The 13,474-nt window shown below is 39.7% G+C and carries 12 protein-coding genes; 2 read left to right on the top strand and 10 right to left on the bottom strand.

Annotation, left to right across the window (positions count from 1 at the left end; all coding sequences use genetic code 11):
* Positions 1–35 precede the first annotated feature (35 nt).
* The 7 genes from GNP95_RS18600 to GNP95_RS18630 form a co-directional block, all read right to left on the bottom strand.
* The gene (locus GNP95_RS18600) at positions 36–626 is read right to left on the bottom strand and encodes a hypothetical protein (RefSeq protein WP_155612362.1); all 591 of its coding nucleotides are present in this window, start codon (positions 624–626) and stop codon (positions 36–38) included.
* An 11-nt stretch (positions 627–637) separates the two neighbouring features.
* Positions 638–1,180, bottom strand: coding sequence for a dCTP deaminase (locus GNP95_RS18605; RefSeq protein WP_155612363.1), 543 nt, complete (start codon positions 1,178–1,180; stop codon positions 638–640).
* A 10-nt stretch (positions 1,181–1,190) separates the two neighbouring features.
* Positions 1,191–1,793: a dCTP deaminase domain-containing protein gene (locus GNP95_RS18610; RefSeq protein ID WP_155612364.1), complete on the bottom strand. Its 603-nt coding sequence runs from the start codon at positions 1,791–1,793 to the stop codon at positions 1,191–1,193.
* A 27-nt stretch (positions 1,794–1,820) separates the two neighbouring features.
* Entirely contained in the window at positions 1,821–2,075 is a 255-nt protein-coding gene (locus tag GNP95_RS18615; RefSeq protein WP_155612365.1) for a nucleoside triphosphate pyrophosphohydrolase family protein, read from the bottom strand.
* Positions 2,076–2,407: 332 nt separating this feature from the next.
* Positions 2,408–3,187 (bottom strand): hypothetical protein, encoded by a 780-nt coding sequence (locus tag GNP95_RS18620; protein WP_155612366.1) that lies wholly within the window; start codon positions 3,185–3,187, stop codon positions 2,408–2,410.
* A gap of 40 nt (positions 3,188–3,227) precedes the next feature.
* On the bottom strand, positions 3,228–5,636 hold the full coding sequence (locus tag GNP95_RS18625; RefSeq protein ID WP_155612367.1) for a restriction endonuclease-like protein: 2,409 nt from the start codon (positions 5,634–5,636) through the stop codon (positions 3,228–3,230).
* A complete protein-coding gene (locus GNP95_RS18630; protein WP_155612368.1) occupies positions 5,608–7,821 on the bottom strand; it encodes an MrcB family domain-containing protein in 2,214 nt (737 codons plus the stop codon). Before GNP95_RS18630 ends, GNP95_RS18625 begins: the two co-directional genes overlap by 29 nt.
* A 169-nt stretch (positions 7,822–7,990) precedes the next feature.
* Between GNP95_RS18630 and GNP95_RS18635 the strand changes: the two genes are divergently transcribed.
* On the top strand, positions 7,991–8,470 hold the full coding sequence (locus GNP95_RS18635) for a hypothetical protein (RefSeq protein WP_155612369.1): 480 nt from the start codon (positions 7,991–7,993) through the stop codon (positions 8,468–8,470).
* An 8-nt stretch (positions 8,471–8,478) separates the two neighbouring features.
* On the opposite strand, the gene GNP95_RS18640 is transcribed toward GNP95_RS18635, so the two are convergent.
* Genes GNP95_RS18640 through GNP95_RS18650 form a run of 3 tightly spaced genes read right to left on the bottom strand, consistent with a single transcriptional unit; the run spans position 8,479 to position 11,155 of the window.
* Positions 8,479–9,129, bottom strand: a complete 651-nt coding sequence (locus tag GNP95_RS18640; protein ID WP_196427246.1) for a hypothetical protein — start codon at positions 9,127–9,129, stop codon at positions 8,479–8,481.
* 60 nt (positions 9,130–9,189) lie between these two features.
* Positions 9,190–9,834 (bottom strand): hypothetical protein, encoded by a 645-nt coding sequence (locus GNP95_RS18645; protein WP_125081465.1) that lies wholly within the window; start codon positions 9,832–9,834, stop codon positions 9,190–9,192.
* Positions 9,824–11,155, bottom strand: coding sequence for a hypothetical protein (locus GNP95_RS18650; protein WP_125081466.1), 1,332 nt, complete (start codon positions 11,153–11,155; stop codon positions 9,824–9,826). Before GNP95_RS18650 ends, GNP95_RS18645 begins: the two co-directional genes overlap by 11 nt.
* Before the next feature lie 930 nt (positions 11,156–12,085).
* Here GNP95_RS18650 and GNP95_RS18655 point away from each other — a divergent pair.
* Positions 12,086–13,381 carry an ABC transporter substrate-binding protein gene (locus GNP95_RS18655; RefSeq protein WP_230873912.1) on the top strand — a complete coding sequence of 432 codons (1,296 nt, stop codon included), beginning with the start codon at positions 12,086–12,088 and terminating at the stop codon, positions 13,379–13,381.
* Positions 13,382–13,474: the final 93 nt, after the last annotated feature.

Here is a 13,474-nt window from a genome sequence, read left to right on the forward strand (position 1 = left end):
ATTATTTCTGATCCACAAATTCCCTTTATCTTTACCTACCCCTTTATATTATCGAATATAATTTGTGTCCACGACTCCATTTCGTTATAGCAATCCTTTATATCTTCTTTATGAATCCATTCACCTAACATTTTGTCTTTTTCAGCAATATCGCATTCTTTTTTGTTTAAGATAATATGATAAACGAAACCTAAATGCACTTTCCCTACCTCATTTGTGTCATCATTAATTATTCCTATAATCTCTACTGATTCTATGTGATCCTTATCTAAATAAACTTCTTCATCAAGCTCGCGAAATAAGCCTGCTTCGATAATATTTTTTGATTCAAGTTCGATAGGGTTAATATGTCCTCCCACACCAATGGAAATTTTGTTATGAAGTCGAGTTTCGTTTTGTTTTTTTAGCCTTTTCATCACAAAGAAGAAATCCCCATATGTTATAAATCCATATGGTATTATCTGTTTATAATTTAAATCGTGCTCTGCTTTTTCCCTCAACATAAATTCGTATTCACTATGAACCTTATCCATTACTTCTCTGATATTATTTACATACATTTTAGGGCTAGGGTCATTTATTACATCGTTAAGAATATATCTTGGGATAACTAGAACTTGTTCCATCTTTATTCTCCTTATTCTGGTTTCTGAAAAGTAGGCCCTTGCGCATCTTGATATTTACCATTGTATAACTTAACATCTTTTGTCGATGTTTTAAAGATAAATAGCTGACCTACCTTTTGCTTTGGTTTAATATTAATATTAAACAGGGAATGGTTACACACTTCAAATGTAATCTTTCCCTTATAGCCTGGTTCTACCTGTCCATCTGTACACGTCAAGCTTACGAATAATCTAGCGAGTGAACCCTTTGTCTGTAAAAGTCCAAAATATCCAGCAGGCATAACTATATTCTCATGGGAGCAAGCTAGTATACAACTTTTTGGTGGTAGTGTAATTCCAGTACTGTTTATTTTTTTTTCTTGTAGGTACTCCCTTGGAATTTCTTCCCCGTAATAAAGAGTTGGAATATCAGCTATGTCAGGGTTAGATGGTGAGAGCAACATTATTTTGTCACTTAACTGTAAGGTTATTGAAAAGTTATCAAAAGCATTTTCACTTTCAACAATATTGTATTGATTTATTAGCTGTTTTAAATTATCTCCAACAATAAGCATATCGTTCTCCTTATTTAATTATATTCCAAAGTAATGCTGCTAAAGCAAGACTAATTGTCAATATTCTATCCCAATAGGTTTTTATAAAGACTAAGAATTTGTTTCTATAATTACTTATGTATGGAAGACTTGATTTAGATGAACTATATTCTTTGAACGGGGCATCTATACAAGATTCTAACTGTACGAAAAAACAAGTACAAAGTAGATCCCCCTTCTTCAAAATTTGCTTCTTTTTATTCGTATTCAATATTCCAATTTTTAATCGTGCTCTAAAACCGGGATCTATTTTACCTGTCGAAACAAAAAGCCCCTTTTGGATATTCCTACCAACCCCAGTCACCAGTCCGAACATATTGAATGGTACGCCAATCTCTTCATTAGTTTCTATAATAACTGATTCATTACATTTTAAGAGAATTCCTTCTTCAGGGAAATCCGTCCATTGTTGATTTCCTGTTGAGTAAACATCTCCAACAGTGAATTCTAGACTACACGCATTGTCCTCCTTAACATTTAGCTTACTTATATAAAGCAAACTATCACTTGACTTTATATAATTGTTATAGCTCCTCAATTCTGTAGTTACCCGATTCTTAAGATCAACGATCAATGTTATTCACTCCATATTCGACTAAAGTTACTTAATAACTTTTTCATGATCTAAGCACTCAATCCAACGCAAAGCAGTAGCAGCAACTTGTATAAGTTCATCTCTTAACTGCGCCTGGTCACCCTCAATTTTTGCCTTTGAGACTTCACCGATTTCTTCAACAAGTATCTCCATTCGTAGATCTTTAGGAAATCCTTCTGGATACGGATGCTTTAAATCTTGTCTAGCTCTCTCCCTGCTAATCTCTTCAAATAAATCTTTTCTAAGTTTAATATCAATCAAATTAATCACCCGGATCAAAGTTTTAGATACATAAAGTAATTCGACAAAAAAGTAAATTTCCCTCTGTAACTTGCTTATTTATCAACATATCTCATTTAAAATAATAAAATTCCAGTTTGAGATTTTTTCTTCTATATATTACATCTATCTCCCATTTACAAACGTCTGGGGCATATACTATATGCATATTTTAAAAATGAAGCCAATTAAAGAGTCTTCAAAAAAGCGAATACTAATTCGACATTTCTATTCCCATGAAAAAGAGCAGATACACTGCTCTCTTTTTCGTGACAATTTAAACAAGTGACAACCAGTGAAAAATGCATGAAACTCTAGTTCATCTTTTTACGGCGTAATACTTTGTACTCTGTATCCTCTTTTAGGTGATCTTTCGCCTGTTCTTTCTCTACTTCATCCGGCATACGTAAAAGTAAATCTTCTAGTTGTTGAATGAGCCCTTCCCTAATGTTATTTTTGTTTTGAAAAATATCATTAACTATATTATCCTTGGTTCTTTTATATATCGTAAAAACTGCAATTACCACCATAGAGAGGAGCGTGCTTCCAAGAAATAGCTCTAGTACCTCATATGGTTGCATCAGTTCCTTATCTTTGTAAATATAAAATAGGAATTGAGTTAGATTAGGAGTCAACACGGCTAGGAATAGACTAGATGCAATTAATGGAGGTAATTTGGACTTCTCTCTATCATTTTTATATAACTCAATTAATTTTTCTATTTTCCATCTCGTTTTTAAATCTTTATTATGGAGAAAGTCGGCGAGTTTACTCGATTGGAGCTCCTTAAATTTCTCTGTTCTCCAAGTTCCCTTCCCAATACTTATTTTATATCTCTTTCTAATGACTTTTTTGGCAGCGTTGGAAAAGCTAAAACCTGAATATAAAAATGCAGCTATTGAGGCTATAGACGAAATAAATAACCATAACCCACTACCTTCTTTAAATATAAAAATATAAATACAGGTTAGTATTATTGCAGGGCAGAGTATCGCCATAGTATTGAGAAAATAATAATGTTTCTTGATATGTTTATGAACCAATGCATGGGCCCTTACTTTGTTATGGTAATGTTTAAAAACTAGATCTTTCATCCGGATCTCAACTTTCCTAGAATTTTAAACTCAACCCGCCCTACTCCTCCACCCGAATCCCCACCACAGACCCCGCCAAATCCACATCTGTATGATCTAACTCCACTTTGACCTTACCGACTCTTCGGGCTTCGCGCCATTTTCGCAGATCCTCGTCATTCTCTAGCTTTAGTTCTGCAATTTCATGGGCACGATCAAATATGTATTTGCTCGTGTACAGACAGGTATAGATGCCCTGTCCACCTAAGGCAATGGGATTGTCCCGCCGTTCCCAGCGTTCAATCGTAAATTTAACATATAGCTCCTCTTCCGTGCCGGGGCGGGCTGGCCGTTCTGTAATCTCACCTCTTCGAACGACCTTCCAATCCTGAATCCGGCCGAACCAATGGATGCCCGTATTTGCTGGCTCCTGAAACTTCCTACGGGACTGGCACATGGCAATATATTCGATTTGGGTGAGGAGCTTGTGATCGAAGATATTTTTAAGCGGGATATGGTAAAAACGTTCTGACAAAGCCACATCCAGTTGGGAGGGCTCTCGCAACGAACCAACAAGAACATTCTTGCCCTCAAGCTTGTTGGAATAGTATTCTTTCGTCCCACGAGGACGAGTAGACCTCTCATAAGCCTTCTCAGGACTATCCATAATGATTTCGTCCAGGAACTTCTCCATCAGGCTAGTAGCATTAGGTAGGAATGGGAATGCCCCCACGTTGACGAGCTCAATACTTTTATAGAATTTATGACCGCGAAACTGCTCTTCATTGTCATAGGGGAATAGAACATAGGCCCCAAACATGCTACGTTCCAATTCTTGTTGTCCATCCCCATATACAATGGCATCCCGATACCTATGCATCGTATTAATATCTGATTCCTCAGGTCCAGGATTAGTGTACGCCTTCCGGTAAGGAGTCCCCTCATAAGCTGGATTTAAGCGATACTTCGCATCAAAAATATATTTATATTCAAACGAAGAATCGCTTTTTTTCAAGGTCAGCACATTATCCGGCATCTGGCCCACCGTAGGGGTCTGCTCTCCCCTTGGTAGTGAATTATAGTAAAGTGTAAATACTTCACCATTCTGTGGATTCCGATACATGATTTTCGACTTCTGAGTTTTGTCGAGCTTCACAAAAATCCCTGAACGATTCACCTTGACGATGTCTTGTTTGATGAGTTCATATTTGCGACTTAATAAATCGTGGATTTTCAGGAAACACCAGTACTCATACAACTGAGCTAAATCCTTCAACGACAAACGAATGAGATCTCCTTGAACCGAGAGCCCCTTCATCAGCATGAGATAACAACGGTATACCTCTCTGTACCCGGGTGCCATCTGTAGAACAAGGGATACTGACATGTGCGTCATCTCACCAACTGCCAGAAAATCGTATCGTAGCAGCCTTTGCAGCTGTGATTCCATAAGATCTACATTTCTTAATATTTTGGGATCGGAAGTACGTTCTACGGACTTTAACCGAATACGAAGAGCTTGTAATTTCTTTGAAATCCGTAATAAAACCCACCGAACAAAGCGATTCTCCCCTGTATCGAAGTCCATATACTTCTTAGACTCCAATACATGAGTAGGGTACATTTTTTGGCCATTAATATGAATAATTCCGTTCTTATGATCCTTAACAAACAGCTCAGGGTGTCTAGAGAGGTAAGCTAAATTACCTTTCCCAGCATGTCTTGCCTTACCAGAAGATACTTTCTGATTCACTATGCTCGTCTTAATGTGAGGTGCATTCTTGATGCGCTCCACGGCCTGAACCAGATGCTGAAACATATGTCTTAAGATTGCAAAAAACTCTGTCATACTTTGCTGGGTGGTATCCTTTAGCCCCGTCAAATGATAGGTTTTCCGCAAAAAATCAAACGACAGATTATAAATTTGTTGGTTCACATCGCTCAGTATCGTTTCATAGTCCTTTTTATAATCCATCTTCGTCGGAAAAATTTCTAACTGTAATTGCATGAGCGTTTGTCCATGTAAACGAAGCTCTAATTCCGTAAATCCAACCTCGTTCTGGAAGTTCAAAATACCGGATAATATATTTTTCCCAAGAGGCTTTACCGCCTCTCTTAAGTACCTATTCTCATGATAAAACTGAATAGCCACATCTTGCTTTTTCTCGACTACAATTTCATAAGCCTGCGTCTCAAAGAAAAGAGGGGCGCATGCTTGGCCCTCTTCCCATTCCTGCAAACCGTTCTCCTCTGGCGAGAAGACCGATATGGAGCTAATTTCTAAATTGGAGGAGTATTTATCTATACGACAGTGGGCATTTACCAGGGCACCCTCCTCATCCCGGTGTAACTGTAATGCCTCTACCGTGGGGTGAAACGGCTTGCCCTGAATATATAAATTAAATAGATTGGTCTCGATCCGTAGTAACTCTACCGTCCCATTACGATAACCAGTATGAAGTGAATCCATCCTCTTCTAACCTCCGTAACATGAACACAATCTTGCGGGCACTTTGCGGATATTTGATCTGCGACTGTGCATTGAGAAACTCCGCCTCATTATATACCGGGGATAAGTCCTCCATTAGTTCGTTGATGGCAAGAGGTCGATCTAAACACACCTTCAACAACTCCAAGAGAACGCGTCGAACTGCTGAACTACTCCCTTGGATTCGAGGTAATATTTTCTGAAGTAGCTGAAGATCGAACGCCTCATCAGCCGACATTAAGTTGTCACGGCGATTGTATATCATATAGAAGCTTACGGAGTCACGAACTCGAAACCCTACATGGGCGTGTATGCCTTCTAAGATTCCATTCAATTGAGCTAAACTTTGTGTCGTTTCTGAAATGAGTTCCCTGTTCTCTTCCATTGCGTCGACAAGCTGAAGGAAATCACTTCTTAAAAAGGAATTCGGAGCAACGGCTTCTGTTATCGTTCCTTCCACCACTTCATCTGGAAGCTGCAATAAATTGATATAGTTAAATTCAATGGTATTGGCTCGGTCGAGAACTTTTTTACTAAAAGGATGGGTTGTCTCGTCCATATTGACTGTACCCATGAAATACACGTTATCAGGAATCGATAGGTCCCCGTACTTCTGCTGATCCTCCTCCGAAGATAGAGAAGCAGCTGAAATTAATGGAGCCGTCGCAATTTCACCATCTCGCCATTCCTGGGTTTCCAATACACTGAGTAGATCGCTGAAATAATGCTCTACCCTGGCTAAATTCATTTCATCTAAGCAAATAAAGTAGGGTTTCGAGCGGTTTTCCGGCTTAGAAGCTTCATATAGCACTTCCGTTAATCGCCCAGGGCGAAAAGTTCCTGATAAATCCTTATATCCTAATAAGTCTGAGGGATCGCTCCAGTCAGGTCTAACTGGGATAAGCGCGAACTGTCCATTTTGCACGGTTGCCCCCATCGCCTCAGCAAATAGTTTAACTAATTTTGTCTTTCCAGTGCCTGATATCCCCGCTAGAATGACAAACGGCTTTGTCTTTATGGACAGATAAAAATTCTCTATTAATCCATCTGGATACGAGAATCCTCTATTCTGAATAAACGAGCGTATCTGTGACAGCCGTTCTGTTACGGACAGTGTCTCCACTTCTTCCGACTCCTCATCCTCGATTTGATCATCTACCTCTTCATGCGCCGTCTGCAATTGACTTCGTACATAGATCTGATAATCCTCCATCATCCGTTGCAAATCAGCTACAAGCTGTTCATTTTCGGGAAGGTTATTGCTATCATATCGGACGTAGGCAACGGTAGATACCTGGTAATCACGTCCTAGCCCGCTAGTGGTTAGCTCAATTCGGTCGTCCTTTGTAAAGCCAACCAAAGGCAACTGTTTTCTGATTTGGTCGACTTTATTTTCAAGGTATGTGTAACCTGCCCTTCTCCCATGATCACGAATAGGTTTAGTCACACCTTGATTAAAGGTTAAATAAACAGAGCTCATATCCTCTGCAAAAAGATAAACTAAATATTCGCCATATTGAGTTGATCCCGTAAGACGTGTATCCATCAATGCAATCCAGGGAACGGTAGCCCAATTTCCTTGACCTACAGAACCTTGAACCCGAATATGATCGGAGATGAACGGGTATTGCCTCATTCCTTCGGGAATCGTTCTTCGAAATGCAGTCCCCAGGGGATGATTCGCAAACGGTTCCTGCTTAGCCGTTCTATATGTAAGTAATATCTGGCTCAGGTGTTCCTTTAGAGAGAACGAGTTAGACTGAAGCTGAGTATAATAGGACTCTAATTCCCGGTTCGCATATCTTTCGAGTTCAGTCAGAACTTCCTCTCCTCCGTCCCATATCGCATAGGTGAATGTTAGCTCATTCCTGTCGTTTTTAGCTAGAATACTCCTAAGAGCCTCAACCGGGGTATCTAATATCGCCTTCACTTGCGTAGCACTCACCTCTGACCAACGAGAAGCCATGCTATTCGGTGGAATATCCACTACTAGATTATTACCTTCCCGATCTCTGCAGTAGCTTAAAAACCGTTCCGCAATGGAATCTAACGATATAAACCTTTGCTGGGTTTCACGCCAAATGCCAATCATAGAGAGTACGAGTACCATCTTGTAAGATTTTTGCTTCACACGAAAAATAGATGCTAATTCAGTCGGTAATGACATTTCTGTTCCTCCAGGTGAAAGTTGAATTTAATAAATATATCTTGTAACATAGCGTTTATTTATCAAGTTATATATATTATAGTCCAAACATGGAGTGAAGGAGATAAACCTTAGCATAGAGGTATTCGGAATTGTTCAGATAATTTTTTAAAAAGGGGGGCGAATTTAAATGAAAACTAGTTTTCTACTCAAAACTTATATGCTAGTTCTTCTATCTCTTGTCCTCGTCAGTTGTACCAATCCTAAGCAAGTGATAAATATCGACATTACAGCATTTATGTATGGGGACGAGATAAATCAAACGGTAGAGGTATCCATGAATGGCGAGTATAACACCAAAGAACACAGTTTCATCGGCTCTCTAGTCATTGGAGATGTAATTAAGCTTGAACATGTAACCTTTTCTCCTGGATCAGGATTAATCAGCTACCACGAATCAACAAGATCTTATCTTGGCCAGATCTTTTTTGATTATCAAAGCCTGCATTTCTCTATAGAAATTACAGACCAGGATCTTTATCAGCAACTAACCGAATCCAATCATGATAGGGATAAAAAGATCACTATCACTTCACCTGCTAATAATATTGAGGAAGCAAAGCGAATGAATGCGGAGCTCAAAGACAAGAAGCTTCCTTTTGAGAAATAACAGGAACATCAATAATAAGCATCCTGGTTCCTACCATACCCGTAATACTCGGGCAGGAGATTCTTCCCTTCCTCCACACTTTTATTCACGATATCTATCAGTTGCTCCATAGTTCCACCAATCTGTTCGGTGGGTATGCTTTCGCCAAATCTCCCCTTCATTATGGCGTTGATTTCCTCGAACTCTTTGGTATGCAAACACATCAATACATTGGTTATTCCATAATACCTTGGCAATAAATCATAACCTTCAGCAATGCTTTCCTTCATTTTATATCTTAAACCGCCTAAAGCTTCGTTTTCCGGGATACTGTATTTATCGATAACACCATAGTATTTCCTATATTCCGCCACAATCTCTTTGTACTCCTTCGAATCCAAAACATCCCGCACTAATTGGTCATCTTGCATTCTAATTTCTGCTGTATCCAATGAATCTCTTTTCATTCCAAGTTTTTGATTTGCCTCAATAAGCCCATTAACTTTAAGGAAATAAAACTCAATTTGCTTTTCCTTCGACCTCAGGAGTTGTTCCATATCTTGACGTTCTTTGGCTACCTGTTGCAATCGTTCCCGATGATCAATTTGCATATAAATGATATAAGCGACTAGAAATAGAATTAAGGTTACTCCAGCATATATCGTCCTCTTATTTTGCATAAGCATTCTCCAATGTTTTACGCTGCTTGTAGTACATCAAGCTTTTAGTACATCAATAGTTTATCCATTCCTCCCATACCCGTAATACTCAGGCAAGAGATTCTTCCCTTCCTTCACACTTTTATGTACAATATCATTCAATTCTTCGAAAGTTCCGTAAATTACTTCAGTGGGGATAACATCGCCAAAGTGTTCCTTAAATAATTTGTTCAATTCTTTAAACTCCTTTGTATCCATCCACATCAATGCATTGGTTATTCCATAGTATTTAGGTAATAAATCATACCCTGCCGCGATACTTTCCTTCACTTTATATCTTAGACCACCTAATGTTTCATTTTCCGGAATGAAAACTTTATCCAAAATCCCATAATGCTCTTCATATTTCGCCATAATTTCTTTATACTCTCTCGAGTCTAAAACTTCCGACACCAATTGGTCATCTAACTCCATAATTTCTCCTCCATCGAATGAATCTATTTTCATTTCAAGTTTTTGATTTGTCGAAATAAGTTCGTTAGCTTTTTTAAAGTAAAACTCAATTTGCTTCTCCTTCGACCTCAGAAGCTGCTCCGTTTTTTGGCGTTCTTGGGCTTCCTGCTGTGTATGTACTTGATAATTAAATTGCATATAAATAATATAAGCAATCAGAATTAGAATTAGGGTTAGGGATATTCCACCATATATACGCCTTTTATTTTGCATAAGCTTCCTCCAACAATTCCTCGAATCGCTTATAGGCTGTAGGAAAATACTTTCTTAAGTTAGCTCTCCTTACAGAGTTGAATTGCGCCTCGTAACAGTGAGCAAATGCTTCTACAAATACCTTGTCTTTATCAGCCGACCAGTACTCCACGGGGTGCGCCCAATTTCCAACGATTCGTTGTGTCTCTTTACCTACCTTCACTATACTCAACCCACTATATAAATCTGAAACTGCCGACAATTCATGAGGAGTGAGTTCATCACTAATATTCTCATAAAGCTTCTTAAAATCAATCCAAGTTTCCTTGGTTCCATTCCAATAATCAGGATTCATAATGTCTTCCAATTTGTATCTCATATGTCCTAAAACCGGTACGAGTTCACGCTTCAGTTCCCTTAAAAACATGGCATTCGCTCGAGATTCCACGGCGCTTCGGAAATCATTCATAATACATTTTCGAAAGATCGCATCAATGGAAAGATCACCTGCTACATCATCAAGATAATGTCCATACTCATGGAAAAAAACAACGCCAGTTCCCTTCCTAGTATAATCTTTTGCAATGTTTAAAAATACGGTGTCCTTGGAATCCCTATAAAATGATCCATCCTCATTTGTTAGCTCTAAGAGAGAGTTATTTTTGACGTATTTTAAAAATAGTTCCTGTGCAATTGGTGTTCCGCTCATAAATCTGTTAATTACTGCATCACGATAGTCTTTATGCTCGTCTATGCCTGGTAGGGTGTCTAACTTCTTTGCAAATAAAGCCAGTAGAATATCCTTTCTGGTTGGCGCTGATCCGCCGTCTATTGATTTCTTCTCCCAATTCATCACGAGATTATGGGTGGTCGGAAGTTTTGGGGTATTTTTCACCGCAGTATCGCTTTCTTCTTGCTGCCCGAAATTAATTTTTCTAAGCTGATCTTTCTTCTGAGACAAGGACAGTTTAAACATTCCTACACTATCTTTATTGTCATAGCCCTCTTCATAATCCAAAACATAAGCATTGGTGAAATTGATTTCCCGTATGACTTGCTCGTCTTTCTCATATGTAATATAAACGTTGCGATAATAATCTGTACCAGGTTCGTAAGGAAGATGGGCCCATTTACTGAGCTCCAAAATCTCCTGCCCCGTTCCTGATTCTTTCATTGGCATTACCTTGCCTGAAATGAGAAGAGTATATCCCGGATCATAAGTCCTTGCTGATGGAACTGTGCTTGTATGGTGCAGATATTCAATGCATGTCAATAATTCATCATCCAGTTCAATGGAGCACCCTTCGTTATCCAGGCCTACAATTTTTAATGCTATTCCCATTAACAGCCTCCTGACAGGGTTAATCACCCTTGTATTCCTTTATTATGTAAATCGGTAAATTCCATCATATTTATTAATTCAAACATTTACCCAGCAAATGCTTATGGCTCGCTCCGCTGCTCTTTGCCCCATAACAGCAAAAAAACCGCTCAAAGAGCGGCTTATATCGAAACCCTAGTTAACGTATCATCACCTTCAAACTAAGCTTCTTTTTGCATGAAGACGGGACCACCTTAACGAATACTAACATCCCCCAAACCTCACCTTCTCACAAACAGCCGAAAGACATTCAATACTACAGAAAACAACCCGCCACCCAGTGCAAAAAGTAAAGTTAAACGGAAGCCGGCCATGGGATTAGATGTAGGATTGATCAATAGAAACAGTCCGCCAAGAATGAATCCTCCGAGACAATACAGCAAGAGATGTGCGAGTTTCCCATACTTCTTAATTCTCATATCGATAAATATGGATATAGGAACAGCAATAAATAAATATATGGCGAACAAAAGGACAAACCCGTTTAATAACTTACTTGTAAAGCTGTAAGATAAGACATTGTCCTCATTCGTATGGCTAATCATAGTGAACACAAGAGATAGAATGAATGAAGAAATGATGGATGATATGATCCTAATCAAAACACATTCCCTCCTAATGTGGAGCTATTTGCGACAAACGCCTGTTAATATCGGCAATAACCTCTCCATATTGATCACAATTCTTTTCAAAGACTTGACCTCCTGCAGTAGATATGTTTCTTCAATTATAGTTGTTTTAGATCGAAATACCGAACATTTTGAAAGTTTAGTGCAGAGGATAATGAATTTTATTACCGGGCATGTCTGATAGTATTCAGTTATAAGCGATAGCAACAGATGAAAGGGGAGGGCATTATTGATTAGCAAGAGTAAAGTGGTACTAAGCGTGATGTTGGCAATTGGATTACTCGCAGGATGTGGAAGCAAAGGGGATCATGCACAGCCACAGGCGGGATCGTCAGTAGCACCCAAAGAAGAGAAGGTGTCTATCACGTTCTGGAGGAACTCGGGCAATGACGCCGAGAATTCAGCCTATGACAAACTGGTGGCCTCGTTTAATGAAGCGCATCCCAATATCAAGGTTGAGATGAGTCCGATTCCGTTTGCTGATTACGATACCAAGGTGAGAACAGCCATTGCTTCGGGCAACCCGCCTGATATTATGGCTATCGATGGCCCGAATATGGCTTCTTACGCCCAGGCTGGTGCATTGCAGCCGCTGACCGCATATTTCAAGAAGGACGGTAACCTGGAGGATATTCCGGAATCGACCATTGCCACGTACACCTATAATAATGAAATTTACATGGCTCCGCTCACCGAATCCTCCATTGCTCTTTTCTATAATAAAAAAATGTTTGAAGCGAAGGGAATTCCTCTCCCTTCCAAGAACCCGGAAGAGCCTTGGACTTGGGATCAGGTGCTGGATGCAGCCAAGAAGCTAAACGACCCGGCCAAAGGCGTGTACGGCATTGATCCGGCGCAAGGCTTCGGTAATGCAGGCGGAACAGCATACTTTAAATATCCGATTATTTGGCAGTTTGGAGGGGAGATTATGAGCCCGGACGGAACAACCTCCAAAGGCTATCTGGATAAACCGGAGACCAAAAAAGCGCTGCAATTCTTCTCCGACCTGTATAATGAACATAAAGTGTCTTCCCTGGAATACCCGCCAGATGCGTTCCCGAACGGCCAGCTGGCGATAACGGTTGACGGTTCCTGGTCACTAGGCAATTTAGCTGATAAATTCCCGAACTTCAAATTGGGTGAAGATTATGACATCGCGCCGCTTCCGAAAGAGACCCAGCAGGCAGTCGCCAATGGAAGCTGGTCGCTGGCTATTTCGTCGAAGAGTAAAAATGCCGATGCTGCTTGGCAGTTTGTGAACTGGGTGACCGGTGCTGAAGGAGCAAAAACCTACACCTCCATCACAAAAGATATTCCGGCCCGCTATTCTGTAGCTAATGAGGTCCCTGAGCTCAATGAATATCCTATGAATATCTTTGTTGTACAGAACCAGAAATTCGGCAGACCTCGTCCGATTACGCCGATCTTTCCGCAAATGTCCGAAGCGGTAAACAAGATGATTGAAGAAGTGACGATTGGCGGACGCAACTTGGATACAGCCGTTGCCGAAGCCATCAATAAAATAGACAGGGCGTATGACAGTCTCCCGAAAAAATAATAGTATCTCCAATCATTGCAGAAACGGCAGCCGCCCTTTAAAAAAAGGGCGGCAATGCTGTTTCTTCTTTCAGCTTCAAGAAGCTTCAAGATT

Source organism: Paenibacillus woosongensis (genome assembly GCF_009725165.1).
GTDB classification, from domain to species: domain Bacteria; phylum Bacillota; class Bacilli; order Paenibacillales; family Paenibacillaceae; genus Fontibacillus; species Fontibacillus woosongensis.

Excerpts from the sequence above, each read along its gene's own strand:
- GNP95_RS18650 (WP_125081466.1), bottom strand. The coding sequence starts at position 11,155 with ATGGGAATAGCATTAAAAATTGTAGGCCTGGATAACGAAGGGTGCTCC.
- GNP95_RS18605 (WP_155612363.1), bottom strand. The coding sequence starts at position 1,180 with ATGCTTATTGTTGGAGATAATTTAAAACAGCTAATAAATCAATACAAT.
- GNP95_RS18635 (WP_155612369.1), top strand. The coding sequence starts at position 7,991 with ATGAAAACTAGTTTTCTACTCAAAACTTATATGCTAGTTCTTCTATCT.
- GNP95_RS18600 (WP_155612362.1), bottom strand. The coding sequence starts at position 626 with ATGGAACAAGTTCTAGTTATCCCAAGATATATTCTTAACGATGTAATA.
- GNP95_RS18630 (WP_155612368.1), bottom strand. The coding sequence starts at position 7,821 with ATGTCATTACCGACTGAATTAGCATCTATTTTTCGTGTGAAGCAAAAA.
- GNP95_RS18620 (WP_155612366.1), bottom strand. The coding sequence starts at position 3,187 with ATGAAAGATCTAGTTTTTAAACATTACCATAACAAAGTAAGGGCCCAT.
- GNP95_RS18645 (WP_125081465.1), bottom strand. The coding sequence starts at position 9,834 with ATGCAAAATAAAAGGCGTATATATGGTGGAATATCCCTAACCCTAATT.
- GNP95_RS18625 (WP_155612367.1), bottom strand. The coding sequence starts at position 5,636 with ATGGATTCACTTCATACTGGTTATCGTAATGGGACGGTAGAGTTACTA.
- GNP95_RS18655 (WP_230873912.1), top strand. The coding sequence starts at position 12,086 with ATGTTGGCAATTGGATTACTCGCAGGATGTGGAAGCAAAGGGGATCAT.
- GNP95_RS18640 (WP_196427246.1), bottom strand. The coding sequence starts at position 9,129 with ATGCAAAATAAGAGGACGATATATGCTGGAGTAACCTTAATTCTATTT.